This window comes from Bifidobacterium sp. WCA-178-WT-4B (genome assembly GCF_009696495.1).
In the GTDB taxonomy this organism is placed as follows: Bacteria; Actinomycetota; Actinomycetes; order Actinomycetales; family Bifidobacteriaceae; genus Bifidobacterium; species Bifidobacterium infantis.
The window spans coordinates 1-26058 of record NZ_VULV01000014.1 but is presented as its reverse complement, the minus strand read 5'-3'; the positions used below and the strand labels follow the sequence as shown (position 1 = coordinate 26058).

The window sequence follows — 26058 nt, the reverse complement described above, 5'->3', positions numbered from 1 at the left end:
ACAGCAATGAACGAAGAGACACGATTCCCTTACGTGTCCACAACCAATTGAGGTGATTCCGGTGACATTCAAAGCCCCGCTCGATCTCACGGTCCACGCTCCGGACGGTATGTATGATCCCGCCAACGAGCATGACGCCTGTGGTGTGGGTATGGTCACCACTTTGAACAAGCGTCCTGAACGCAAAATCGTCACTGACGCCATCGAGGTGCTGGTCAATCTCGACCACCGCGGTGCCGTGGGTGCCGAGGAGAACACGGGCGACGGCGCCGGCATCCTGATGAGCATGCCGGACGAGTTCATGCGTGCCACCGTGCCCGCCGAACTGCCCGAAGCCGGCCACTATGCCGCAGGCATCGCCTTCCTCGACCGCGATATCGAAACCTCCGGTCAGCAGGAACAGGCCATCGCCAAAATCGTGCGCGAGGAGGGACTCGAAGTTCTCGCCTGGCGCGTGGTGCCCACCAACCCCGATGGACTCGGCCTGCAGGCCCTTGCCGCCATGCCGGGGTTCAAGACTCTCGTGGTCGCCTCTCCGAACGGTGCTCTGGCCGGCGTGGACTTGGATCGCAAGACCTTCCGCATCCGCAAGCGCGTCGAGCATGAGATAGGCGTCTACTTCGCCTCCTTGTCCGCCCGTACCATCACGTACAAGGGCATGCTCACCACCATGCAGCTCACTCACTTCTTCGAGGATCTGAACGACGAGCGCATGAAGGCCACCATCGCCATCGTCCACTCCCGCTTCTCCACCAACTCCTTCCCGAGCTGGCCGCTGGCCCAGCCGTTCCGTCTGCTGGCCCACAACGGCGAGATCAACACCATCCAGGGCAACCGCAACTGGCTCTCCGCCCGTGAAGGCCGCCTGAGCAGCGAACTGCTCGGCGAATTCGAGCCGCTGCTGCCGATCACCACCCCGGGCTACTCCGATTCCGGCACCTTCGACGAGTGCCTCGAACTGCTGCACCTCGCCGGCCGCTCCCTGCCGCACGCCATCTGCATGATGCTGCCACCGGCATGGGAGAAGAACCCCGACCTCGACCCGGACGTGCGCGCCTTCTACGAGTACAACAACACGCTTATCGAGCCGTGGGATGGCCCTGCCCACATCGTCTTCACCGACGGCACCCAGGTCGGCGCCCTGCTCGACCGCAACGGCTTCCGCCCCGGCCGCTGGCAGCTCACCGACGACGGCTACATCGTTCTGGCCTCCGAGGCCGGCGTGCTTCCGGAAATCGAGCAGGAGCACATCGTGTCCAAGGGCCGTCTTGAGCCCGGCAAGATGTTCCTGGTCGACACCGCCGAAGGCCGCATCATTCCCGATGAAGAGGTCAAGAAGACCCTCGCCTCCCAGCACCCGTACCGCAAGTGGGTGGAAGGCAACTCGGTCGAAATGAGCGACCTGCCCCGCCGCGAGCACGTGAGCCACTCCGGACAATCCGTCCAGCGCCGTCAGCGTGCCTTCGGCTACACCGAAGAGGATCTGAAGCTCCTGCTCACTCCGATGGCCAACACCGGCAAGGAACCGCTCGGTTCCATGGGTAACGATGCGCCTATGCCTGCGCTTTCCAGCCGCAGCCGCATGCTGTTCGACTACTTCACCCAGAAGTTCGCGCAGGTCACCAACCCGCCGCTGGATTGGGAGCGTGAGGAGATCGTCACCTCGCTTGAATCCGCCATCGGCCCTGAGCCGAACCTGCTGTCCGATTCCGAGCTGCACGCCAAGAAGATCCTCATCCCGCTGCCCGTGGTCAACTCTGATGAGATGGCCCAGCTCAAGCGCCTCGACAAGGCCCGCATCCTCGGCGGCTACTATCGCCCGTACGTGGTCAAGGGCCTCTACCAGGTCGCCGGCGGCGGCAAGGCCCTCGAAGATCGACTTGCCGAGATCTTTGCCGAAATCGATGAGGCCATCGACAACGGCAAGAACTTCATCGTGCTCTCCGACCGTGAATCCAACCACACCTGGGGCCCGATTCCGTCCCTGCTGCTGACTTCCGCCGTGCAGCATCACCTGCTGCGTCACCACACCCGTACGCAGATTTCCATGGCCGTCGAGGCCGGCGATGTGCGCGAGATTCACCATGTCGCGCTGCTGATCGCTTACGGTGCCGCCTGCGTGAACCCGTATCTGGCCTTTGAATCCGTTGAGGATCTGGCCCGTAACGGCTACCTCAAGGTCGACGCGGACACCGCCGTGAAGAACCTCACCAAGGCGCTTTCCACCGGCGTGCTCAAGATCATGTCCAAGATGGGCGTCTCCACCATCATGAGCTACCGTGGCGCGCAGCTGTTCGAGGCTGTGGGCCTGAGCCAGGAAGTCATCGACGAATACTTCACCGGCACCACCTCCCGTGTGGGCGGCGTTGGCCTTGACGAGATCGCCGAGGAAGTGGCCATCCGTCACCGCGTGGCCTACCCGAACCAGTGGAGCGCATCCCCGCACCGCAACCTGCGTACGGGCGGCGACTACAAGTGGCGTCGTACCGGCGAGGATCACCTCAACGATCCCGAGGCCATCTTCCTGCTTCAGCAGTCGACCCACCGTGGCGACTACCAGATGTTCAAGAAGTATTCGCACCACATCAACGACACATCGAACCGTCTCATGACCCTGCGTGGCCTGATGAAGTTCAACACCAACCGCAAGCCGATCGACATCTCCGAAGTCGAGCCGGCCTCTGAGATCGTCAAGCGCTTCTCCACCGGTGCCATGAGCTACGGTTCCATCTCGCAGGAAGCGCACGAGACGCTTGCCATCGCCATGAATTCGATTGGCGCACGCTCCAACTCCGGTGAGGGCGGCGAATCCGACGACCGTATCAATGATCCGCAGCGCTACAGCCGCATCAAGCAGATTGCGTCCGCCCGCTTCGGCGTGACCTCCGATTACCTCGTGCACGCCACCGATTTGCAGATCAAGCTCGCCCAGGGCGCCAAGCCTGGTGAGGGTGGACACCTGCCCGGAGCCAAGGTCCCGCCGTGGATCGCCAAGGTCCGTCACGCCACCCCGGGCGTGGAGCTTATCTCCCCGCCGCCTCACCACGACATCTACTCCATCGAGGATCTGAAGCAGCTGATCAACGATGCGAAGATGGCCAACCCGAAGGCACGTATCCACGTCAAGCTCGTTTCCGAGTTCGGCGTCGGCACCATCGCCGCGGGTGTGGCCAAGTGCCATGCCGACGTGGTGCTTATCTCCGGCTATGACGGCGGTACGGGTGCAGCCCCGCTCAACGCCATCAAGCACGCCGGTACCCCGTGGGAGATCGGCCTGTCCGAAACCCAGCAGACGCTGATCCTGAACGGCCTGCGCTCCCGCATCGTCGTCCAGTGCGACGGCGAGCTTAAGACCGGTCGTGACGTGGTCATCGCCGCCCTGCTTGGTGCCGAGGAATTCGGCTTCGCTACCGCAGCCCTGATCGTGGAAGGCTGCGTCATGATGCGCGCCTGCCAGAAGAACACCTGCCCGCAGGGCATTGCCACCCAGGATCCTGAGCTGCGCGCACGTTTCAACGGCAAGCCCGAGTATGTGGTCAACTTCTTCATGTTCATCGCTGAGGAGGTGCGCGAGATCCTCGCCCAGCTCGGCTTCAGGACTCTTGAGGAGGCCATCGGCCACGTTGAGTGCCTGGACCAGAACGAGGCCATCAAGCGCTGGAAGTCCGGCGGCATCGACCTGTCCAACGTCCTCAAGCAGGCCGGCCCGGTACCCGGCACGATTCTGCACCAGACCACCGAGCAGAACCACGAGCTGGAGAAGGCGCTGGACAACAATCTCATCGAACTTGCCCAGCCGGCCCTCGAACACAAGGAACCCGTGCGCATCGAAATGCCGATTCGCAACGTCAACCGTACGGTCGGCACCATGGTCGGCTACGAGATCACCCGCCGTTACGGCGAGGAAGGTCTGCCGGACGACACCATCGACATGACCCTGCACGGTTCCGGAGGCCAGTCCATCGGCGCGTTCATCCCGCGCGGCGAGACCATGCGCATCTACGGCGAAGTCAACGACTACGCCGGCAAGGGCCTGTCCGGCGGTCGCATGATCGTGCGCCCGGAAGACAACGTCACCTTCGACAAGCACAGCAACGTCATCGCCGGCAATGTCACCGGTTTCGGCGCCACGTCCGGCCAGATGTTCGTGGCCGGTCGCGCCGGCGAACGTTTCGGCGTTCGTAACGGCGGTGCCACGTTCGTCGTCGAAGGCGTGGGCGACCACGGCTGCGAGTACATGACCGGTGGCACTGTTGTGGTGCTCGGCCCCACCGGACGCAATTTCGGTGCAGGCTTCTCCGGTGGTAACACTTATGTGCTTGACCTCGATATGAAGAAGGTCAACCCGGGTGCCATCAAGTCCGGTGCACTGCTCTTCAAGTCGCTTGATGCCGAAACCTCCAAGCTGGTGTACGCACTGGTCAAGCAGCATGCCGAAGAGACCGGTTCCCAGTTCGCCGCGGCCCTGCTGGAGGACTGGAACGAAACCGTCAAGCGGTTCACTCACGTGGTGCCGAAGCAGTTCGTGGCCATGACGAAGGCCATGGAAGAAGCCAAGGCCAACAATGTAGATTTCAATGCGCCCGGCGCCTGGGAAAAGGTGTACGAGCAGGTTATGGAAGGAGCGCGCTGACATGGGCGACCCGAGAGGATTCCTGAAGGTCCGTACCCGCCGAGAGTTGGCTGAACGCCCCGTTGAGGAGCGTATCAAGGACTGGTTCGACGTTCACGCCGAAACCGGCTTGCAACCGTGGACCCAAACGCAGGCGGCCCGCTGCATGGATTGTGGCACCCCGTTCTGCATGACCGGATGCCCGCTGGGTAACCTGATTCCCGAGTGGAACGACTTGGTCCGTCAGGGCAAGTGGGAAGACGCCTACAACCGCCTGTCCATGACCAACAACTTCCCCGAAGTCACCGGCCGCATCTGCCCGGCCCTGTGCGAGCAGGCCTGCGTGCTCGGCATCCACCAGCCGCCGACCATGATCAAGCTTGACGAGCAGACCATCATCGATCAGGCATGGGATTTGGACTACGTCAAGCCGCTGCCGCCGCAGCGTCTGACCGACCAGACGGTCGCCATCGTCGGCTCCGGCCCTGCCGGCCTCGCCGCCGCACAGCAGCTCACCCGCGCTGGCCACACTGTCGTCGTCTACGAGAAGGACGACGCCATCGGTGGTCTGATGCGTTACGGCATCCCGAACTTCAAGCTTGAGAAGGGTCTGCTCGACCGCCGTGTCAAGCAGATGGAGGCCGAAGGCACCCGCTTCCGCACCAACGTGGAAATTGGCAAGGACATCACGTGGGATGACCTGCGTGACCGTTACGACGCCGTCGTGGTGGCCATCGGCTCCCGCGTGCCGCGCGATATGAAGATTCCAGGCCGCGAGCTGGACGGCATCCACTTCGCCCTCGACTTCCTGCCCGACGCCACGCGCCGTATCTTCGGCGTCAAGCCGGTGCACGACATCACCGCCAAGGACAAGCACGTGGTGGTCATCGGCGGTGGCGACACCGGTTCCGACTGCCTTGGTACCTCCATCCGTCAGGGTGCGAAGGATGTCACCGTGCTGCAGATCATGCCGAAAGAGCCGTTTTCACGCCCAGACAACAGCCCGTGGCCGACCTTCGCCCGCACCTACCAGAAGACTTCCTCCATGGAAGAGGGTGGCGAGTACATCTACTCGACCGACTCGGTGAACTTCGAAGGCACCGAAGAGGAGAAGGCCAAGGTCACCATCGACAACTCGACCACCGCCGAAGGCTTCGTGGCCGATGAACACGGTCACGTCACCGGCCTGAAGGTCGTCTCTGTGGCCCCCGGCGAGAACGGCCCCTTCACCCGCCAGCCCGGCACCGAGCGCGTGCTGCCGGCCGATCTGGTCCTCATCTCCGTGGGCTTCCTGCACCCGGACACCGAGACCATCCTCGACCAGCTGCCCGTCGAACTTGACAAGCGTGGTAACATCGCCCGCAACGACAAGTTCGCCACCTCCCAGGACGGCGTGTTCGTGTGCGGCGATGCCGGCCGTGGTCAGAGCCTCGTGGTCTGGGCCATCGCCGAAGGCCGCTCCTGCGCCGTAGCCGTGGACGAGTACCTCTCCAAGGAAAAGAGCGAGCTGCCGGCCCCGATTAAGGCCAGCCAGCGTCCGATGATGCTGCCTCGCTGAATACTTTCCAAACAGAAACATGAAAATCCCTTCTTCGTGAGGGGATTTTTGCGTTTCTGGGATTAATTACTGCCTTGAGTCTTCAGTAATGTTTATATTTCGAGAATATTGCATACACGGTTAACATGAAGCTCCTATGGTGCCTTTCGTCGCCAAAAAGACGACGCCAAAATATTTGGGAGAGATTCATGAACACACGTCATGTCACTTCACTGGTCGCGGCCGGTGCGGCAATCGTCATGCTGCTCAGCGGCTGCGGATCGACCGGTATCTCCAATTCCAGTAATGCTTCAGATTCCAACATCATTTCCGTGTACGGCAGTGAGCCGGCACACCCACTACTCCCCGGCAACACCACTGAGGCCGGTGGCGGCAAGGTTGTAGACCAGCTGTTCGCCGGTCTGGTGACCTATGATGCGCGGGGCGGCATCCACAACGAGGTAGCAGACAGCATCACCTCCAGCGACAACGCCACGCATTACGTCATCAAGCTCAAGAGCGGATGGAAGTTCACCGATGGCACTCCGGTGACCGCGCACTCCTTCGTAGACGCTTGGAATTACACCGCCAACAGTGCCAACAAGCAGGCCAGCGCCAGCTTCTTCAGCACAATCGAAGGCTATGATGATCTGCAAAAGCCGGACGTGGACCCCAAGGCCACGCTGAGCGGCCTGACCGTCGTTGACGACAACACCATCGATGTCAAGCTCAGCCAGCCCGACTCGGCATTCCCGGTCAAGGCCGGCAGCCACGCCTACATGCCGTTGCCCGAATCCGCGTTCAAGGACCCGAAGAAGTTCGGTCAGCACCCAGTGAGCAACGGCCCATACAAGTTCGTGTCCTGGCAGCACAACCACAGCATCGAAATGGTGAAGAACCCTGACTACAAGGGCAATCGTGTCGCCAAGAACGATGGCCTGAACTTCAAGATCTACACCTCGCCTGATTCGGCATACGCCGACCTACGCGGTGGCAACCTGGACTTCACGAGCACGATTCCTGACACCGCACTTACCTCCTTCCAATCCGACAAGTCGCTGAAGGCATACAACGAGCCCGGTGGCAATACGCTCACCTTCACCATTCCTGAATGGCTGGAACATTTCGGCCAGAACGAGGAAGGCAACCTGCGTCGTCAGGCCATTTCCATGTCCATCGACCGCAAGACCATCGCCGAGAAGATCTTCCACGGCACCGCCACGCCCGCCGTCGACTTCCTTGCGGCCCCAATCAGCGCCTACTCCAAGGAACTCAAGGGAAATGAAGTACTGAAGTACAACCCGTCCAAGGCCAAGGAACTGTGGGCCAAGGCCAACGCCATCTCCCCGTGGAGCGGTGAGTTCGGCATTGCGTACAATGCTGATGGCACTGCGAAGAACTGGGTTGAGGCAATCTGCAACTACATCAAGAACACGCTGGATATCGATGCCAAGAGCATCCCGATGTCCACTTCCGACGAATTCCTGTCCAATGTGGATTCAGGCAAGATGACCTCCGCATACCGCAGCGGTTGGGGCCCTGATTATCCATCCGCGGACAACTATCTGGTACAGCTGTACGATTCCAGTTCGGCCGACGGCAAGGGCGGCAACAGCGGCAACTACAAGAACCCCGATTTCGATGCCATGATGGACAAGGCTCTTTCCGCTCCGTCCACCGAGGAAGCCGATAAGTATTATCAGCAAGGTGAGGAGATTCTGCTGCAGGACCTTCCGGCTATCCCGTTGTGGAACCAGAATGCCACCGCAGCCAGCACCTCCGCAGTCTCCGGTGTCGCATTCGACTACGGCGGCGGCCCAGTGTTCACCGCACTGACCAAGAAGCCGTAAGCAGTAAGTAATAAACAGACAGCGCTAGCCCCCTGCTGGCGGGGGCTGTCGGCAAAGCCGACTGGGGGTGGTCTCAAACAGCAGACCACCCCTAATCTTGTTATATGAGCGAGCTCCCGTAATCGGGAGCAATCGAGAACATACAGGAGCACATTAACTATGGAATTCACCGTATCCGGCACTACTGTGCGATTCGATGAACGAACAATGCAGTTCGCTTTTACGCGCGACGGTGCCGAATGGAATACCTGCGCTGATTTCAAGCCGACCCTGCAATGCGCGCAAGGCACCTTCGCGTTCGCAGATGCCACTTCCATCACCCATGAGCAGCGTGAAACCGGCACGGGAACCGGCATTCGCAGCATCTTCACCGGCTTTGGGCACAGCGCATACTCCTTTGAAACCTATGTATGGGTGGAGCGTGCCTCAGGCGATGTACTCTTCGAATGGATTCCGCTCAATGAGCAAGGCTTGAACATCACCAATGTGACGTGGCCTGCAGCCATGGACTTCGATTGCGCCGACGACCATGACACGACACTCATCACCCATGAACAAGGTGTGATGATCCCCAACACATGGCCTACCGCCGTGAGCACCAAAGGCATCGCCTTCGACGGTCGCTTCGAAACGGCTGGCGGTTACATGCCGTGGTTCGCGCAGCTCCGCGCAGACGGACACGGGTATATCGCCATCTGCGAAACTCCATGGAATGCCGGTTACGGCATCGACCATCCCAGCAATGGCCCGTACACCCATATCAATACTTGGTTTGAGCCAAGCCTCGGCACAATGAATTATCGCCGCGTGGTACGCTACCAGTTCCTCGACCACGCCGATCACACGGCGGTGTGCAAGGCCTATCGTTCGTACGTCAATGAACGAGGTCGCTTGCGTACGCTCGCCGAAAAGGCGGCGCGCAATCCCTCCGTGCGTGACCTGATTGGTCGTTCATGGGTGCACATCGGCATCAAAACCAAAGTACAGCCCGACTCGTACTACTACGATAAGGATCACCCCGAGAAAAACGATTCATTGGTCACCTTTGCGCAGCGCGAAAAGCAAATGCGAACATTGCACAGCATGGGTGCAGGCCGACTGTACATGCACTTGGATGGTTGGGCACAGCCCGGATACGACAACGCACACCCCGACTATCTGCCGGCTTGTCAGGAGGCAGGCGGCTGGGAAGGCATGAAGTCGCTGGTCGACGCCTGCCATGAGCAAGGCGATATTTTCGGCACGCATGACCAGTACCGCGATTACTACTTCACCGCGCAAACCTTTGATGCCAACAATGCGATTCGGCTGGCAGACGGTACGATGCCCGAACACGCACGTTGGGCGGGCGGCCACCAGACCTACCTGTGCGCCGAGCTCGCACCGGACTACGTGCGCCGCAATTTCGCCGAAATCGCCGCACACGGCATCAAGCTCGACTGTGCATACTTGGATGTTTTCACCTGCAACGAAGGTGACGAATGCTCGAACCCCGAACACCGCATGACCCGCCGCGAATGCTTTGACCGCCGCGCCGAATGCTTCGAATATCTGCTCTCGCACGGCATCCTCTCCTCGTCCGAAGAGGTATCGGACTGGGCAGTGCCAAGCCTGATATTCTGCCATTACGCGCCATACGACTTCCAGATGCGCTCACCCAACGAGCCGCGCCAAGGTGTGCCGGTGCCGCTGTATAACCTCGTCTACCATGATTGCATTATCGAACCATGGATGATGGAGCGTGTGGCGAACGGCGACGATTACATGCTGTACGCCCTACTCAACGGCGGAGCTCCATACCTGATTCGCGATGCCGCATACATCGGCGTTGACGGCGACATGGACGACGAACAGCGCGCTCGCACGGAAAACGACATCGAACGCTGCCATACGGTCGCTGCATTCCATGAGCGGATCGGCATGCAGGAACTGGTTCGTCACGAGTTCGTGGATGATGATCCGCTGGTGCAGCGTTCGGTATTCGCGGACGGCACTGCGGTCACTTGCGACTTCCATACGCAAACCTATCGCATCACCGACTGCCCGCATCACTGACTGAAAATACAATGACACACAGTGGGTTCCGATGGACTGGTGGCAAATTGCCGCCGATAAGCGAGTAATATAGCCAACAGTGTCACCGTCGAAACAGGAGTAGTGGAATGCCGAATCGTGCAGAACGCCGTGCCCAAGCCAAAGCAGGCCGCAGGGGAGTGCCGTCGCAGTATGACCAGACCCAAGGCCGCGGTCGCTCGGGAATGATTGACGAATACCAGCTGCAGCAGAAGTCGGAGCGTATGATTGACGGCACCGACGGCACCGAATGGAAGCCCAGCGGCGGTACGATTGCGGACACCGAAACCCTGCTGACCACTAACCCGAACTACACGAATCCGAAGATGTTCAAGGCACCGCATTCGCTGCGTCAGTGGTTCCGTGTGGGCAGCTGGACGCTGATCGCCATCGCGATTATCGCGTTCTTCGTGGTTATGTGGCTGCCAAGCCATCCGATGTGGCTGATCATCACCGTTTCCGCGGTGTTCATTGTGGGTGTGCTGAGCCTGTTCTTCACCGCTGGCGATTCCAAGCACAATCCGAATTTGGATCAGAACGGCACGGCCGTCTGATCTTTTGCCTGGTAAATCTGGCTTGAAAAGCAAAACGCACGACGGAAGTTGTGCGTTTTCTTGTATACAGTGCCCTAGAGTAGATAGTGCTTGAGTTTCTTTCTGACGCACGAAGGAGAGGCAGTCCGATGAAAGTTGATATTCTAACCCGCGAATACCCGCCGCACGTGTATGGTGGCGCGGGCGTACACGCCGAGGAACTGTCCAAGGTTTTGGCCGAGCGCATTGACGTGACCGTGCGTGCGTTTGACGGCAAGCGCACCGAGGCGGACATTCCTGCTATCCCGAATGCTGCCGATGCTAAGGGCAGCTTGAAGGTCGTCGGCTATGACACGCCTTCTGAGCTGGCTGACGCCAACCCCGCATTGAAGACTTTCGGCGTGGATCTGCAGATTGCCAACGACGTTGACGCCGATATCATCCACGCACACACATGGTACGCCTGCCTGGCCGGCTACCTGGCCAAGATGCTGCACGGTACGCCGCTGGTCATCACCGCCCACTCCCTGGAACCGTTCCGCCCATGGAAGCGCGAACAGCTCGGCGGCGGCTACAACCTGAGCTCCTGGGGCGAAAAGGAAGCCTACGAGCACGCCGACCGTGTGATCGCCGTGTCCGGCGGTATGCGCAAGGATATTCTGACCGCCTACCCGAACCTCGACCCGGACAAGGTCGTCGTGGTGTACAACGGCATCACCATGGCCGACTTCGCCACCCCGGCCCCTGACGACCCGGGCTGGAAGGTGTTCGATCGTTACAACATCGACCGTTCGAAGCCCACCCTGCTGTTCGTGGGCCGCATCACCCGTCAGAAGGGTTTGCCGTACCTGCTCAAGGCCCTGCACCTGATTTCCAAGGACATCCAGGTGGTGCTGTGCGCCGGTGCGCCCGACACCCCGGAAATCGCCGAGGAAGTCAAGAACGCGTTCGCCAAGCTGGACGAAGAGCGCGGCAATATCGTGTGGATCGAAGAAATGCTCCCGAAGCCCGAGCTCAACGCGCTGGAGCACGGCTGCGACGCCTTCATCTGCCCGAGCATCTACGAGCCGCTGGGCATCGTGAACCTTGAGGCCATGGCCTGTGGTCTGCCGGTCGTCGCATCCGCCACTGGCGGTATTCCGGAAGTCGTGGTCGACGGCGAAACCGGCTATCTGGTCCCGATCGATCAGCTGCACGACGGCACCGGCACCCCCACCGATCCGGACAAGTTCGTGCACGACATGGCTGCCGCCATCGACAGGATCATGGCCGACCCCGAACTCGCCAAGAAGATGGGCCAGGCCGGCTACGAGCGCGCCCGTGACGTGTTCAGCTGGGAGTCCATCGGCGACAAGACCGTGGAGGTCTACCAGTCCGTCCTCGACGAGCAGAAGAAGTAAGTAGCGCTGCAACGAGTGCTCCCCTCAGTCCGGCTGCGCCGGCCAGCTCCCCTCAGGTACCGGTTTCTTGGCTCTCCTCTCTGAGGGGAGCTGTCACCGCAGGTGACTGAGGGGAGTCGTCAGACCGCGAATCATAGGTAGTATTTCACTCATGACAAACACCGTCCTCCAACTCGACAACGTCGAATTCCGGCGCAACCGTCGTGTCATCATCACCGACGTGAACCTCACCATCAACGCGGGGGAGCGTTGGGTGCTGTTCGGTCCGAACGGCATCGGCAAATCCACCGCGGTCGACATGCTGGCCACCCGCACGTTCCCCTCGGAAGGCCGCGTATTCATCCTCGGCCATCAACTCGGCAAATACGACGTATTCAAACTGCGCACCCGCATCGGTTTCGCCTCGGCCGACCTGGGCCGGCAGTTCCCCGAGTTCGAGGACCCGCTGGACGCCGTGGTCACCGGCCTGTCCGCCGTGACCGGGCGCTGGCGCGACACCTACACGCAAGAGGAATACGCCCGCGCCCGCCAGCTGCTGCGCGATTTTCGCGTCTCCTATCTGGAAGGCAAGGAGATGTGGCGACTGTCCGAAGGCGAACGCACCCGCGTATTGATCGCCCGTGCGCTTATGGGCGATCCTGAGCTGCTCATCATGGATGAGCCGACTACTGGCCTCGACTTGGGTGGTCGTGAGCATGTGATGCGCACGCTGAGCCGAATCGGCGAGGAAAGCTCCGAGCGTGCCGTGGTGCTGGTCACCCACCGCTTGGAGGAGATTCCGGCTGGTTTCGACCACATCGCTATCATGGGACGCAAGCCGATTCCTGCCGAGGACGCCACCGAAGCGGGCGTGGATTCAATGGGTAATCCCGGTGCTGGCACCATCGTCTACACTGGTTCGTTGGAGAATGGCCTGACCGACGAACGCTTGTCGAAATTGTTCGGTATGCCCATCGAAGTCCAGCACACCCACGGCCGCTGGGCCGCCTACGCCGTGTGATGCTTGTAGGTTTTTAGGCGGGATTTTCTTCGCCCTCTCTGGAGGGGCTGTCAGCGTAAGCTGACTGGGGGAGGTCCAACCAGTTACGAAGGTAACCATGACAACCAATAGCAAACTCGTATTCATCGATATCGACGGCACCCTAGCCGACGAAAACCACGTCGTACCCGAATCTGCCAAAATCGCTTGCAAACAAGCCCAGGCCAACGGCCACAAGCTCTTCATCTGCACCGGTCGCTCCATGCCAAAAATCGAACGCAGCATTCTGGATCTTGGATTCGACGGTGTAGTTTCCGTAGCCGGCGCGCAGGCGAATATTGGCGATAAGCTGCTGTTCCAGCACCTCATATCGCCCGAGGCAATTGATGCGGCGATGGCGTATTTCGCCGAGCATCATATCGAAAGCTACCAATGGCAGGGTGCGGACGGCATGTACATTTCCGAAGGTTATCGCCGCCATCTGGAGTCCAAGGGCAAGACGTGGAATCGTGGTGAGTTTGCGCGGTTCTGGCATCTGCTGGACGAGGTCGAGGTTCCGGCCGGCTCCACGTTGGGACATACGATTCATGTGAGCAAGGGATCGTATTTCACCGGGCCCGAGCCGGATGTTTCCTTCGAGGACACCCAGCATGATCTTGCCCCCTGGTTCGAACTCGTGCACGGCTCATACGACAAGATCTCGCCGAATAACGGCGAACTGCTCATCAACGGCATCGACAAAGGTACCGCTGTGCGCGACGTGGCTTCTTTGCTGGGCTATGCCATTGCCGACACCATCACCATCGGCGACTCCGACAACGACACCGCCATGCTCAAAGCCGCCGGCACATCCGTAGCCATGGGCAACGCCATTCATGGCATCCAAGCCTTCTGCGACTTCACCACCACCGACATTCACGAGGACGGCCTGGCCAACGCCTTCAAAACGTTGGGACTGGTGTGAGGCTATGTCGTTTGCTCTCAGACGGAGGATCCTTTCGTGCTGTAGTACTAATAAATAAGGGCCTTTCGCTGTTTGTGGTGGGTGGTTTGGGTGCGGGGTGATGCCGGTCGGGTGGGTTGGAGGCATGGATACCTCTCACCTGTTCACCGCCGCGCTTCGGTTGCAGTCACCTTGGAAGGTGGGGTCCGTGGACTTCCGTGACGCCGACGGCGGCCGGCAGGAGCTGCGCATCATGATCGTCTTCGAGCCCGGCGCCCGCTTCCCTTGTCCCGAGACAGGCTGCCGGGAAGACGCCTGCCCGGTGCATGACGGGCGGGCGCGTGTGTGGCGGCACCTGGACTTCTTCCGGTGCAAGGCGTTCATCCACGCCGCCATGCCCCGCGTCACGTGCCCCGAGCACGGGGTGAGGACGGTGCCCGCCCCGTGGGCCGGGCCCGGCGGCGGGTTCACGCTCCTGTTCGAGGCGTGGGCCGTGGAGACGGCCCGCCACCTGCCCGCCGGCACGCTCGCCGGGCAATTGGACGAGACCGACACCCGTTTGTGGCGGTCCGTCGCCCGTTACGTCGACGAGGCGAGGAGGCTGGAGGACTACATGGGTGTGGAGGCCGTCGGCATCGACGGGACCGGCCGCAGGGGCCGCAATTGCATCACCGTGGTCGCCGATCTCGTGGAGCACGACGTGACCGACGTGACGCCGGGCCGGGACCCGGCCACGGTCGAACGGTTCTCGCGTGATTTCATGGGCCACAACGGGGTCCCGGAATATGTGCGTCTGGTCGCCTGCGACATGAGCCCGGGCTTCCGGAAGGGCATCCGTGAGCATCTGCCCCATGCGCGGCGGATCGTCGACAGGTTCCACGTGGCCGGGCACGCCGACGAGGCCGTCGGCAAGGCCGGGAAGACGGAAGGCCGTTCCAACCCGCTGCCCAAACGGACCGAGTACCTGTGGCTCAGGAACGAGGAAAGCCTGGCCGAACTGCAGGTGGAGACCAAGCGCAACCTGACGGGGCAACGGTTGAAGACCGGCCGCGCCTGCCGGATGCGCGAGGTCCCGCAGGACATCTGCACGGACGGCCGCACCCCGTCCGAGGCATGGGTGCGCCTGCATCGCCTGTGCTCATGGATGATGCGCTCGAGGCTCGAGCCCATGAAGGACCTCGCCCGCATGGTCCGACGCCACTTCGCTGGGATCGTCGTCTACTTCGGGCACCCGTACGCCAACGCCGTGCTCGAGGGCGCCGACGGCGTCATCCGGAACGTCAAACGACGGGCGAGAGGCTTCCGCGACATGGACCACTCCGCCACCATGATCTACCTGACCTGCGGCAGACTCGACCTCAAAGCCGTCACCACCACTTGACCATCACCCACCACAAACAGCGAATAGCCAAATCCTTTTGTCCAGTCTCCAAGAAAACGTCCGCAGCCCCCTACCTCCATTGAGCTTGCATTCAGTTCCACCGAATGGGCTGATGGACGACGAATGCAACGAATCGCCGTCCATCAACATCGTCTACCGGTTGTCGGAGAGCTCCCGATAATCAAAATAGTCGAATTCGGCCTTCGCGTCATAGCCGGACACATCGACGCAGGCGAGGCCCACGAACGCGCCGGTGAAGAAGCCGCCGTAGCGCTGGTTCACATAATCGTCGGACAGGACCTTCGCGTCGAGCTTCACTGGAATCTCAGTGAAGTGTTCCCCGTCGAAGGAATATTCGTAGGAATAGTATTCCGTGCGGACCTTGGTGCGCAGCCATACCGCTTCGGTATCGTCTGGCACCACGATGGCATCGTCCTTGAGGGATGACGTGTATTGGTTGAAATCGTTCTGGGCCACTTCGATGACCCTTGTATGGCGTTTCTCATCCCAAGTGACGAACGCCCACGACCAGCACAGATTGTCATAGTAGTTGGTCAGGCCTGCCATCTGCATGTAGTTCTTCGGATTGAACCGCACTTCGGTTTCGGCGTCGAAGTCGAACGCCTGCCAGCGGCGGGCCACAAGGGACAGCTCGAACAGGTTGCACAGCGAGCCCTGTCCGCGCAATACCAGTTTGCCGTCGCCCACCGTGCCCATGGCGTCGGTGAACGGGACACGCAGGGTGTTCCAATTCGGTCCGAGTTCGTTGGATTCGAACTCATCGTGCTCGTCGCGCGTCGCCGGAACCACGGTCTCGATGGCGTCTTTCGGGGCGTCGACGTAACGCTGGCCGCCATGACCGCCGACCACGCGCGGCCAGCCGTCCTCATTCCATTCGACTTTCTGGATGGAGGTCTCGCGTCCGAGCGTGCACCATCCGCGGATGCCGTGGGCCGGCTCGGTATCATGGCGCCACGGACGACCGCACAGGGAGGCGTAGTACCACTCGCCGGACGGGGTGTCCACCAGCGCTCCATGGCCCTGCTTCTGCAGATAAGACTCAGGAGTGTCGAAGTTGCTGATGAATGGACCGTTCGGCATGACTTCGAAGGAATGCTCGTCCAAGGTACGGGAGCGTGCCACGGACTCCTGGTGCTCGTACACCGTGCCGCCTTCCGCTGTGAACAGGTAGTACCAGCCGTCCTTCTTGTACAGATGAGGACCTTCGGTGACCTTCACCGCAGTGCCATCCCAAATGATGCGGGCCGTTTCAGGCTTGAGCTTCATGGTATCGACATCGAATTCCGTCAAGGTGATGCCGTTGAACTGATGATGGTATTCACGGAAATCCCATGTCTGCTGCACCAGATACTTGCGGCCGTCATCGTCGTGGAACAGGCTGGCGTCGAAACCGACCCCATTGATGCGAATCGGCTTGCTCCATGGCCCGTGGATGTCCTCGGCGGTGACCAGATAGTTGGTGCAATCCCTGAATGCGCCATCGACCGATTTCGTATCGGTGTATATCAGCCAAAAACGCCCATCCGCGTAGCTCAGATCCGGAGCCCAGATGCCGCCCGAGGAGGGATTGCCTTTCATATTGAGCTGACTGACGCGGTTCAGTGGGCTCGGCAGAACGTTCCAATGGACCATATCCTTGGATTCGTGCAAGCGAACGCCCGGGAACCATTCAAACGTGGAATTGGCGATGTAGTAGGTGTCGCCAACGCGAATCATCGAGGGGTCGGCGTGGAATCCGGTGAGCACCGGGTTGGAAATCTTCATGATGTGCCTCTTCGCATGGATGGAAAGCCCAGAAAGTCGACGATGAAGACTTTCTAGGCGTGGATTATTATGTTTCGTCAGCCTTTGACGGCACCGGTCAGACCGCCAACGATTTGCTTTTGGAAAATCGAGAAGCAGATCAGGGCCGGAATCATCGACATTGATGTGAACGCCAGCACTTTGGCGGTATCGACCGCGTATTGGGAACTAAACATCTGGACGCCAAGTGGTACCGTGTACTTCGACTCGGAGTTGATCATGTACAACGGAAGCATGTAGTTGTTCCAGCTGTTGACGAACGTAAGGATACCGGTCGTGGCTACGCCAGGCATGGCCAGCGGGATAACCATACGCCAGAAGAATCCGAGACGGGAGCATCCGTCCAAAGCGCACGCCTCCTCCAGCGCCTTTGGAATGGCCTGCAGGAATGGCACCAAGATGATGATGGTCTGTGGCAGGGCGAAAGCGATCTCCGGCAGAATCAAGCCAAGCAGCGAATTGGACAGGCCAAGATTGCGCAGCAGCAGATACAACGGGGTGATGGCGACCGTCATCGGGAACATCAGGCCAGCCGCGAACAGCGAATACATCGCGCCACTGAGACGGAACGGATAGCGGGCGATGACGAAGCTCACCATCAATCCCAGCATCACAGTTCCGATCATCACGCATAAGCCGACGATCAGAGAATTGCCCATCTCATTCCAGAACGCACTGGAATGAAGAACCTGCAGGTAATTCTCCACAATCCACGGATGCGGGAGACCGGATGGATCATTGGTGATCTGCGAATTCGTACGGAAACCGCCGATAATGATGTACAGCACCGGAACAATACAGACATCGACCAGCAGCAGGGCGAAGAAATACACGATGGGATTACCCCACGGATTCTTCGATGACTTGTGCATCTTCATTGCCGACGCAGAAGATTTCGCGCTCATTGTTGCACCACTCATTTCTTCGCTCATCCCTTCCTGTTGTGATGGCGCTTGGATTCGTGTTTATCGGTCAAGGCGCCTTCCAGATCATGGCTCAATACGAATTTCTGATAGACCAAGGCGATGACCAAGGAAATCAGGAACAGCACCACAGCGACGGCATTGCCGTAACCGTAATTGTTGGACAGACGTCCTTCCCGAACCATGTATGTCGCCATGGTCGATGTTCCAGCGGTCGCTGAAACGTACTGGCCCCAAATGATGTACACCAAGTCAAACAGCTGCAGAGAGCCAATGATCGACATGAAGCACGAGATGCGGACCGTCGGCCCCAGAAGAGGCAGCGTGATGTTTCTCTGGATTTGCCAGTAGCTTGCGCCATCGACCTTCACCGCTTCATACAATTCTTCAGGAATGGACTGCAGGCCGGCAAGCATCAGAATCACATAGAAACCAATATATTTCCAAGAGATGATGGCAATCAGCGTCCAAATCGCTATCTTCGGATTCGAGATCCAGTCAACGCCCTTGATGCCGATCTTTCCCAACAAGTCATTGAGCGCGCCCTGGGTCTGCAGGATTAACGACCAGCCGGTGCCAACGATGACTTCGGAAATCACATAAGGCACGAAGATAAGCGTACGAATCAGCGCACGCCCCTTCATCTTTTGGTTAATCAGCAGGGCGAAAAGGATACCCAGAGGTATCTGCACCACAAGCGACATGATCAGGATGAAGAAGTTATGGCCGACCGCCTGCTGGAAAGCCGGGTCCTTAAGAATAGTGACATAATTCCCGAGGCCGACGAACTTGCCGTTGACGGAGGGGGATCCGAATCCCTTCCACTGGTAGAAGCCGTAGTATGCCGCCATAAAAACCGGGAAAATCACGAATCCTAAGAAGAGCATGATCGCCGGAGCGGAGAGAACCATGATCTCGAACCCCGAACGCCATTTGTCGGAAATCAGCTTTCTTTTCTGCGTTCCACGCACGGACGATGACATCGCACGTCCACGTTTGCCATTGCATTCATTCATTGCAACTTCCTCCTCATACGAATATCTTCATCACACGGAAGGGTGCCGAACCCGCCGAATCGCGTCGGCTCGGCACCCAACGCATGGAATCCGTCACCCCTTGGCCGCAGCGTCCGTCACAGCCTTAACGATGTCCTCGGGGCCGCCCTTGCCGGAAAGCATGTTCACCACGCCGGCGTTCAGAGCGTTTCCGACGTTGGAACCGAACTGGGTATCGAGCCATTGCGAATAGGAAGGAGTGTTATTGTATGCGTCAAGAGCTTCCTTCAAAGCATTCTCACTCACAACGCCTTGAGCCTTTTTATTGGCGGGAAGGGCGCCAAATGCCTTGACATACGCCTTCTGGTTCTTTTCGCTCATGATGGTGTTGACGAACTCCACAGCCTCATCGGGAGCGTTGGCGCTGACGGAGAAGCAATCGGCGCCGCCCATCATGGCCTTGGCGTCTCCCTTTCCATCAGTGGACGGGAATGTGAAGAAGCCGAGGTCGCTCAACGGCTTCTTGTCGGGCGTCAGATTCTTGATGATGCCCGGTTCCCAAGAACCCACGACTTCCATCGCGGCCTTGTGATTAGCGATCAAACCAGACGAAGAACCAGCACCCTGCTGGGCTGAGGTAGTCAAGAAACCATCATTGAACGCGTTCATGTCCAACAGTTCCTTCACATCCTTGCCGGCCTTGATCCAGCACTTGTCCTTGAAATCCTTGTTCTTCATGGTCTTGTTGAACACATCAGTAGAGCATTCGCGCAGTGCGGTCCAATACCACCAATGGCCTGCCGGCCACGCATCCTTGGCGCCCAGGGCAATCGGAGTGATGCCCGCGTCTTTGAGCTTATTGATATCCGTCTTGAGCTCGTCCCAAGTGGTAGGAGTGCCTTCGATGCCGGCTTTAGCGAACAAATCCTTGGAATACCAGATGCCTCCAGGGGTCACCGCATAGGGGATACCGTAAAGCGTGCCATCCACCGTGGTGGCATCTATCGCGCTGCCGACGCTTTTCTTCACCGCCGGATCCAGACCCTTGGTGATGTCCTTCAGCTGACCGGCATCCACCATATCGCGGAGCTTCTGTCCGCCGCGCTGGAAGAACACATCAGGCGCGGAGCTCGGGTCCTGTAAAGCGGTCTGCAGTTTTCCATCAAAATCCCCATCCTGAATGGCCTGGGTTTCTACCTTCACGTTCTTGTGGGTCGATTCGAACTGCTTGACGATATCGGCGAAATATGTCTTGCCTTCTCCTGTTGTGGCATTGGTCCAGAAGGTAATGACCGTTTTGCCATCAGAAGTGGTGTTATTGGCGCCGCCATTCGACCCGCAGGCACCCATGCCCAACATGGTGGCCATAGCGAGAGTGGCCGCCGCAATAGTCTTGAACCTCATTGTTGTCTCCTTGTTAACCAAACCATCATTTGCATGACGACAACGAAGCAATCACTTTCATACACAGGGGATTGAAAAGCGCAACTTGTCTTTCGTCGCGGATTTCATGTTCGATGTGTATTGAATTACTTGCTAATTCTTTTCGAAAGCTTCGTTTTGCTTTCGCTGTGACTCACAGTATATTGAGCACGGTAAGTTGAAGTCAAGTTTTTTATTAAATCAATGAACTTAGTATCTTCGTTGATTTTTCAACATTTTCCCGAGATGTTCAACTATCGAAAATTTCGAATATTCATTACCGAAAGTTTCGTTATGTCTTTCGTCTATAATGATTCTTACAAGGGGTGATTCCTATGCGCAGCACAGCAAAGAAGCCATCAATTCGATTAGCGGACATCGCCAAGGAAACGGGGTATTCGTTATCCACCGTGTCCAAGGCCCTCAACGGCAGAACCGATATTTCCGAGGAGGCCAGACAAATCATCAACGCCGCCCTCAAACGGTACAAATACCCCCATAAACCTTCTACCGGGAAAAATCAAAAAACCATCGAGATTGTATTCCAAGATTTCGACAGTCTTTGGGCCCTTGAAGTGCTTCGCGGCACAATACGCGAAGCCAAACTGCACAACCTGAGTGTGACCACCACGGAAAGCGGCGATCATCAACATCCGGACTCGTCCTGGCCCGACAACATGCTACGCAGGCAGACGGATGGGGCCATCCTCGTTTTCTCCAGCCTCACACGCATCGAACGGAACAAACTGCATTCAAGAGGCATCCCATTCACCTTGTTCGATCCGTTCGGGAATCCCGACCCGAGCGCCTTATCGGTGCAGGCCGATAACTGGACCGGCGGGATAATCGCCACTCGGCATCTGCTCGCACTCGGTCACGCGCGCATCGGCATCATCACAGGACCAGAAAAAATGATGTGCTCCAAAGCTCGCCTAGATGGTTACACATCAGCTCTTGTGGGGGAAGGTATTGAGGCCAACCCCGAGTACATCACTGACGGTGATTTCACCACGGCTGGAGGCTATGCGCAAGCAATCTCGCTGTTGAGGCAACCCAACCGCCCCACCGCCATTTTCGCCGGCAGCGACCGGCAGGCCATGGGTGTTTACGAGGCCGCGAGGCAACTCGGACTACGCATCCCCGAAGACCTTTCCGTTGTGGGCTTCGACGACATACAGACCGCCGCGTTGTTAAGTCCCGCGCTAACCACCGTTAAACAGCCGCTTCAAGATATGGCACGCGCATCGGTACGCATGATAGTCGAAGCGCTGACCACCGGTGACGTGCTCCAACCACACATCATCATGCCGACTTCTCTCGTAGTACGCAACAGCACGCAGCAGTTGAAAGCGTGATCCAGCACAAAAACACATGCAAGCTGTCTGCCGGTGACAACCGGCAGACAGCTTGCATGCGAAGGTATCTTTAGGAAGAAGGAAGGGCTGCATGTGGTTTGCCGAAGCGCCGGCGCCTCGGCAAACCACATGCAGCCCTGTTCCAGTCGGGTCCCACTGTTTGATCCAGCGATGAATCAGGAGTCCTGACGGAAACTCCTGATTCGGCTCACGCCTCGGCCAAGGCGTCGATCATGTAGTTGTTGATCGTGGCCTTGACGGACTCGAGATGATCAGATTTGGTGGCCTCAATAAGCTTGGACTGGGGAATATCCAGAGCGTACTCCTCCAAGGAAACTAAGGAGGCACTGCCATTCTCGACGGTCGCGCCGATGCCGGAATCGAAGGATCTGTAGCGCTCGGCCTGCAGGTCTTCGATGACCTTATCCTCGTGCATCTTGGCGGCGACCAGAAGGCCGGCGGCGAAGGAGTCCATGCCGGCGATGTGGGATCGGAACAGATCTTCGGCGGTGAAGGAGGTACGACGTGGCTTGGCGTCGAAGTTCAGACCGCCGTGAGGGCCGATCTGGCCTTCAGCGAGGACTTCCCACATGACGGTGGAGGTCTCGTACAGGTCGGTCGGGAATTCATCCATATCCCAGCCGATGAGCTTGTCGCCCTGGTTGGCATCCAAGGATCCGAGCACGCCGGCCTCGCGGGCGGTGCGAATCTCGTGCTGGTAGGTGTGGCTGGCTAGGTTGGCGTGATTGCCTTCCAAATTCAGTTTGAAGACATCCATCAGATCGTAGGTGCGCAGGAAGTTAATGGCGGTGGCGGCGTCGAAGTCGTACTGGAACATCGTCGGTTCCTTGGCCTTCGGCTCAATCAGGAACTGGGCGTCCAGACCGATTTCCTTTGCGTAGTCATGACACATGTGGAAGAACTTGGCCATGTGCTCCTGTTCTCGCTTCATCTGGGTGTTCCACAGGTTCTCGTAGCCTTCGCGACCACCCCAGAACACGTAGTTCTCGGCACCCAGACGCTTTGCGATCTCCAAAGAGTGCTTCAGCTGGCCGCCCGCATAGGCGTAGATGTCGGCGAACGGGGAGGTGGAGGCGCCGGACACGAAACGCGGGTTTGTGAACAGGGAGGAGGTGTTCCACAGCAGCTTGATGCCGGTGGACTTCATGTTCTCTTCGATCTTGTCGACGACCTTGTCCAAGTTCTTGTCGGTCTCGCGCAGGGTATCTCCTTCCGGAGCGATATCACGGTCGTGGAAGCAGAAGTATTCGACGCCAAGCTTCTGGAAGAACTCGAAAGCGTAATCGACCTTGGCCAAGGCCTCGTCCTCCGAATCGGAGTACTTGCCACACCACGGACGCTGGGCGGTGCCGGTGCCGAACGGATCAACAAGCTGCTGGTCGAAGGTGTGCCACCAAGCAACGCCGAAGCGCAGCCAATCCTTCATCTTCTTGCCGGCGACGATCTTGTCAGCATCGTAATAATGGAAAGCCAGACCCTCATGCGGTCCCTTTTCACGGCCGACGTATGGAATCTTGTCGATGTCCCAAAGTCCCATGGAATGCTCCTTTGCTATTGGCTTACTATTCGCAAGCTTGATTGTCCCAACGGGTTTTCACCCTTGACATAATAGATAATAAAATGAATTACCTAACTTTGTCAATTCAGTGAATTATACGGTGTTTCTGTTGGGGAATCGCCGTTTATCAGAGCAGTGATAAAGGGCTCTTCTGTTGTTCTCGTGGGTGGTGGTTCGTCGGTGAGCCGTTGAATTCCAATGTGTGAGGGGCGCTTCCTGCAGGTTTGTTTTTCGACCAAGAAACACAACCGAAGAAAGCGCCTTGGCCGAAGAGCCCATTCAAACGATTGCCGAACGTCAAAGGCATGGTCGTTGAGGACGTGCCGGCGGACGATTCCCCGTTGCGTCCCGCTCTCGCGCCGGTGGTCCGGGTGCGGTGCCGGAGGCGGCACCCCGGTGTTCGCTGCGGGCGCAAGTGCCCTGAGTGCGACGACGGGGGCGGCGACGGCGACGGCGCCACCAGGACTTCGGCCGCCATGGGGTCGAGCTCATGGGCTTGGCGCCGCGCGAGGCGTGCGCGGAGCATGGCGTGGTGGTCGCCCGAGTGCCGTGGGCGGAGCCGGGCAGCCGGTTCACCAGGGATTTCGGGATGGGGTATGCGTGGCCGGTGGCGGCCGCCAACCAGAAGACCGTGGGCGGATTCCCACGCATCGCGTGCAGGACGGCCGGCCATATCGCGCGCAGGGTCGCCGCCCGCTTGGAATCCTCGATGCCGTCCATGTTCGATGGTCTCACCGCGATGGGCGTGGACGAGACCAGCTACGGGAAGGGGGCACACGTGCATCACCGTGGCCGTCGACCATAAGCGCGAACGGGTCGTCCGGGCGCACGACGGATACGGCAAGGAGGCGCTCGGCCCGTTCTTCCGACAGCCGACCGACGAGCGGCGCGCCTCCATACGGATCGACGCCGGCGTGAGGAAGCACCCGCCGAACGCCGGGCGCTTCCTGGACCCGTTCCGCATCGTCTCCCGGATGAGCGATGCGCTCGACCAGGTGCGCAAACGGTTGCGGAACCAGGCCCGGTGCGGCAACGACAAGACCGCGACCGGGGCGACGCGCGACGTCAGATACGCCGTGCTCAAGAACCCGGAGGATCTCGCCGAACGGCCGGACACGGCCCTCGCCGCGCTCGGGGACACGGATCCCAAGGGCCGGCCCTACCGGTCATGGCAACCCAAGGAACTCCCCGGGACGCTCCCGCGCCGGCCCGTCGGACAAGCCGGGGCCGGTCTGGAACGATGGATCTTCCGGGCCTCACACAGCCGCATCCCCGAGATCGTCGAACCATGCGGGAAGACCCGCGGACGCGAGGACGACATCCTCGGGGCCATCTGACTCGGCCACTCCAACGCCGGGCCCGAGGCATTCAACGACAAGATCAAGGTCACCATCCACATGGCCTACGTCTTCCGCCACGTCGACAATCTCATCGCCATGATCAAACTCCGACGCAGCGGCCTACCCATCCACCTGCCAACACCCATCCTCTAACCCACGAAAACAGCAGAAGGCTCTAATAAAGTCGTCATGTTTGTTGTACGGCAGGGGGATGGTGACGTTTTGTTGGACTCATCATTGATTCCATCGCCGCCAATCATGTCGCAAGGCCGAGCTCGCGTCAACGATCCATGATGCCCGTGTCCGGACTCCGTCTTGATCATCTTGTCCCGGTATCGGACCATGCAGTCGCCGAGCATGCCGATGAACCAGTCCATGGGACGTTCGCGAAGCTGCGTTTATGGAAAGACTCCTGCTTGAGACGTCCGAAGAATGTGTTTTGTGTATTTAGTCAAGTCGGCGTTTCGTGATTAGTCACGAAACATTTTCGGTTTTAGCCAAGGAGCGTTCCGGCCTGTTCCTTTGTCTTCTCCTTGGGTTCGGACGCGGGTCCGGCGGACGTCCTTCCGAACATGAGCGCCTCGCCGGCGCGGTGGCTCTGCCCGGTGAACTCGAGCAGACGTCCATGGTGCACGATCCTGTCGATGATCGCGGCCGCGAGCTTGTCGTCCGCGAAGACCGTGCCCCATTTGCCGGACCCGATGTTCGTGGCGGACGCGATGCTCCGCCTCTCGTAGCTGCCCGCGATGATCCGGTGGAGCAGGCGCGCCCCGTCGATGTCGAACGGCACGTAGCCGAACTCGTCCAAGATGATCGGGTCGGCCCTGCCGATGTCCCCGGGCATCGCGTCGAGGTTCCCGTCGCGTTTGGCCTTGCCGAGCTGGAGCACGAGCTCCGCGGTCTGGTGGAACCGCACGTTCAGGCCCCGTTCCACGGCCCTCATGCCCAGGCCGATCGCGAGGCGGTTCTTGCCCCTGCCGGTCTTGCCGTGGAACACCAGGTCCTGCGCGCGGGGCACGAAGTCCAGGTCCGGCAGACCGTCGAGCGCGTACCCGTCCGGGAGCCTCACGTTCGAGAAGTCGTAGCCGTCCAGGCCCTTGGCGACGGAGAACTCGGCGCGGCGCAGGAGCCGCTCGCATTTCGAACGTTCCCTGTTGGCCGGTTCCGTGTCGAACGGCTTGGACACCTGTATTTCGATGCTCCTATACATTGTCAAGCGTTTGGGTGTGTTGTTTTGGGTTGGTTGTCGAGTGTATCCACTGGATGGCCCGTTGCTCGAGTTCGGGAAGGTCGCGTGCGCCGCGTTCGATCT

General features: G+C 59.3%; 17 protein-coding genes and 1 pseudogene. 12 read left to right on the top strand and 6 right to left on the bottom strand.

The window, feature by feature from the left end; translation table 11 throughout:
• Positions 1-61 precede the first annotated feature (61 nt).
• The 9 genes from gltB to FYJ31_RS09620 all read left to right on the top strand — a co-directional run bounded on the left by gltB (position 62) and on the right by FYJ31_RS09620 (position 15308).
• Complete coding sequence (gene gltB / locus FYJ31_RS09660) at positions 62-4633, top strand: glutamate synthase large subunit (RefSeq protein ID WP_326831203.1); 4572 nt, start codon at positions 62-64, stop codon at positions 4631-4633.
• 1 nt (position 4634) lies between these two features.
• Positions 4635-6170 carry a glutamate synthase subunit beta gene (locus tag FYJ31_RS09655; protein WP_154536578.1) on the top strand — a complete coding sequence of 512 codons (1536 nt, stop codon included), beginning with the start codon at positions 4635-4637 and terminating at the stop codon, positions 6168-6170.
• Positions 6171-6358: 188 nt separating this feature from the next.
• Positions 6359-7999, top strand: a complete 1641-nt coding sequence (locus FYJ31_RS09650) for a peptide ABC transporter substrate-binding protein (protein ID WP_154536577.1) — start codon at positions 6359-6361, stop codon at positions 7997-7999.
• A gap of 159 nt (positions 8000-8158) precedes the next feature.
• Positions 8159-10054: a DUF5696 domain-containing protein gene (locus tag FYJ31_RS09645; RefSeq protein ID WP_154536576.1), complete on the top strand. Its 1896-nt coding sequence runs from the start codon at positions 8159-8161 to the stop codon at positions 10052-10054.
• A 107-nt stretch (positions 10055-10161) separates the two neighbouring features.
• On the top strand, positions 10162-10626 hold the full coding sequence (locus tag FYJ31_RS09640) for a hypothetical protein (RefSeq protein ID WP_071477515.1): 465 nt from the start codon (positions 10162-10164) through the stop codon (positions 10624-10626).
• 128 nt (positions 10627-10754) lie between these two features.
• Positions 10755-12005: a glycogen synthase gene (glgA, locus tag FYJ31_RS09635; protein ID WP_154536575.1), complete on the top strand. Its 1251-nt coding sequence runs from the start codon at positions 10755-10757 to the stop codon at positions 12003-12005.
• A 151-nt stretch (positions 12006-12156) separates the two neighbouring features.
• The gene (locus FYJ31_RS09630) at positions 12157-13005 is read left to right on the top strand and encodes an ABC transporter ATP-binding protein (protein WP_154536574.1); all 849 of its coding nucleotides are present in this window, start codon (positions 12157-12159) and stop codon (positions 13003-13005) included.
• 97 nt (positions 13006-13102) lie between these two features.
• The gene (locus tag FYJ31_RS09625) at positions 13103-13948 is read left to right on the top strand and encodes a Cof-type HAD-IIB family hydrolase (protein ID WP_065472387.1); all 846 of its coding nucleotides are present in this window, start codon (positions 13103-13105) and stop codon (positions 13946-13948) included.
• Positions 13949-14072: 124 nt separating this feature from the next.
• Positions 14073-15308 (top strand): ISL3 family transposase, encoded by a 1236-nt coding sequence (locus FYJ31_RS09620; protein ID WP_154536573.1) that lies wholly within the window; start codon positions 14073-14075, stop codon positions 15306-15308.
• 153 nt (positions 15309-15461) lie between these two features.
• Here the strand turns inward: FYJ31_RS09620 and FYJ31_RS09615 are convergent, their stop codons facing one another.
• The 4 genes from FYJ31_RS09615 to FYJ31_RS09600 all read right to left on the bottom strand — a co-directional run bounded on the left by FYJ31_RS09615 (position 15462) and on the right by FYJ31_RS09600 (position 20454).
• Entirely contained in the window at positions 15462-17093 is a 1632-nt protein-coding gene (locus tag FYJ31_RS09615; protein WP_071477901.1) for a glycoside hydrolase family 43 protein, read from the bottom strand.
• 77 nt (positions 17094-17170) lie between these two features.
• The gene (locus tag FYJ31_RS09610) at positions 17171-18052 is read right to left on the bottom strand and encodes a carbohydrate ABC transporter permease (protein WP_154536572.1); all 882 of its coding nucleotides are present in this window, start codon (positions 18050-18052) and stop codon (positions 17171-17173) included.
• An 8-nt stretch (positions 18053-18060) separates the two neighbouring features.
• Positions 18061-19038, bottom strand: a complete 978-nt coding sequence (locus FYJ31_RS09605) for a carbohydrate ABC transporter permease (protein WP_442778615.1) — start codon at positions 19036-19038, stop codon at positions 18061-18063.
• 126 nt (positions 19039-19164) lie between these two features.
• On the bottom strand, positions 19165-20454 hold the full coding sequence (locus FYJ31_RS09600) for an extracellular solute-binding protein (RefSeq protein WP_154536570.1): 1290 nt from the start codon (positions 20452-20454) through the stop codon (positions 19165-19167).
• Between the two features lie 353 nt (positions 20455-20807).
• Here FYJ31_RS09600 and FYJ31_RS09595 point away from each other — a divergent pair, with 353 nt between their 5' ends.
• Positions 20808-21827, top strand: coding sequence for a LacI family DNA-binding transcriptional regulator (locus FYJ31_RS09595; RefSeq protein ID WP_154536569.1), 1020 nt, complete (start codon positions 20808-20810; stop codon positions 21825-21827).
• Between the two features lie 208 nt (positions 21828-22035).
• Here FYJ31_RS09595 and xylA read toward each other — a convergent pair whose 3' ends face one another.
• Positions 22036-23385 (bottom strand): xylose isomerase, encoded by a 1350-nt coding sequence (xylA, locus tag FYJ31_RS09590; RefSeq protein ID WP_136501113.1) that lies wholly within the window; start codon positions 23383-23385, stop codon positions 22036-22038.
• Positions 23386-23896: 511 nt separating this feature from the next.
• Between xylA and FYJ31_RS12925 the strand changes: the two genes are divergently transcribed.
• Positions 23897-24211, top strand: coding sequence for a hypothetical protein (locus tag FYJ31_RS12925; RefSeq protein ID WP_229774041.1), 315 nt, complete (start codon positions 23897-23899; stop codon positions 24209-24211).
• A complete protein-coding gene (locus tag FYJ31_RS12920; RefSeq protein ID WP_071477897.1) occupies positions 24195-24743 on the top strand; it encodes a transposase in 549 nt (182 codons plus the stop codon). Before FYJ31_RS12925 ends, FYJ31_RS12920 begins: the two co-directional genes overlap by 17 nt.
• A gap of 496 nt (positions 24744-25239) precedes the next feature.
• On the opposite strand, the pseudogene FYJ31_RS09580 reads toward FYJ31_RS12920, so the two are convergent.
• Positions 25240-25929 (bottom strand): annotated as a pseudogene (locus FYJ31_RS09580) (ATP-binding protein); the annotation flags it as partial.
• Positions 25930-26058: the final 129 nt, after the last annotated feature.

Excerpts from the sequence above, each read along its gene's own strand:
- FYJ31_RS09595 (WP_154536569.1), top strand. The coding sequence starts at position 20,808 with ATGCGCAGCACAGCAAAGAAGCCATCAATTCGATTAGCGGACATCGCC.
- FYJ31_RS09605 (WP_442778615.1), bottom strand. The coding sequence starts at position 19,038 with ATGTCATCGTCCGTGCGTGGAACGCAGAAAAGAAAGCTGATTTCCGAC.
- xylA (WP_136501113.1), bottom strand. The coding sequence starts at position 23,385 with ATGGGACTTTGGGACATCGACAAGATTCCATACGTCGGCCGTGAAAAG.
- FYJ31_RS09650 (WP_154536577.1), top strand. The coding sequence starts at position 6,359 with ATGAACACACGTCATGTCACTTCACTGGTCGCGGCCGGTGCGGCAATC.
- FYJ31_RS12925 (WP_229774041.1), top strand. The coding sequence starts at position 23,897 with ATGGGCTTGGCGCCGCGCGAGGCGTGCGCGGAGCATGGCGTGGTGGTC.
- FYJ31_RS09630 (WP_154536574.1), top strand. The coding sequence starts at position 12,157 with ATGACAAACACCGTCCTCCAACTCGACAACGTCGAATTCCGGCGCAAC.
- FYJ31_RS09610 (WP_154536572.1), bottom strand. The coding sequence starts at position 18,052 with ATGAGTGGTGCAACAATGAGCGCGAAATCTTCTGCGTCGGCAATGAAG.
- FYJ31_RS09625 (WP_065472387.1), top strand. The coding sequence starts at position 13,103 with ATGACAACCAATAGCAAACTCGTATTCATCGATATCGACGGCACCCTA.
- glgA (WP_154536575.1), top strand. The coding sequence starts at position 10,755 with ATGAAAGTTGATATTCTAACCCGCGAATACCCGCCGCACGTGTATGGT.
- FYJ31_RS09655 (WP_154536578.1), top strand. The coding sequence starts at position 4,635 with ATGGGCGACCCGAGAGGATTCCTGAAGGTCCGTACCCGCCGAGAGTTG.
- FYJ31_RS09600 (WP_154536570.1), bottom strand. The coding sequence starts at position 20,454 with ATGAGGTTCAAGACTATTGCGGCGGCCACTCTCGCTATGGCCACCATG.
- FYJ31_RS09640 (WP_071477515.1), top strand. The coding sequence starts at position 10,162 with ATGCCGAATCGTGCAGAACGCCGTGCCCAAGCCAAAGCAGGCCGCAGG.
- FYJ31_RS09645 (WP_154536576.1), top strand. The coding sequence starts at position 8,159 with ATGGAATTCACCGTATCCGGCACTACTGTGCGATTCGATGAACGAACA.
- FYJ31_RS09620 (WP_154536573.1), top strand. The coding sequence starts at position 14,073 with ATGGATACCTCTCACCTGTTCACCGCCGCGCTTCGGTTGCAGTCACCT.
- FYJ31_RS09615 (WP_071477901.1), bottom strand. The coding sequence starts at position 17,093 with ATGAAGATTTCCAACCCGGTGCTCACCGGATTCCACGCCGACCCCTCG.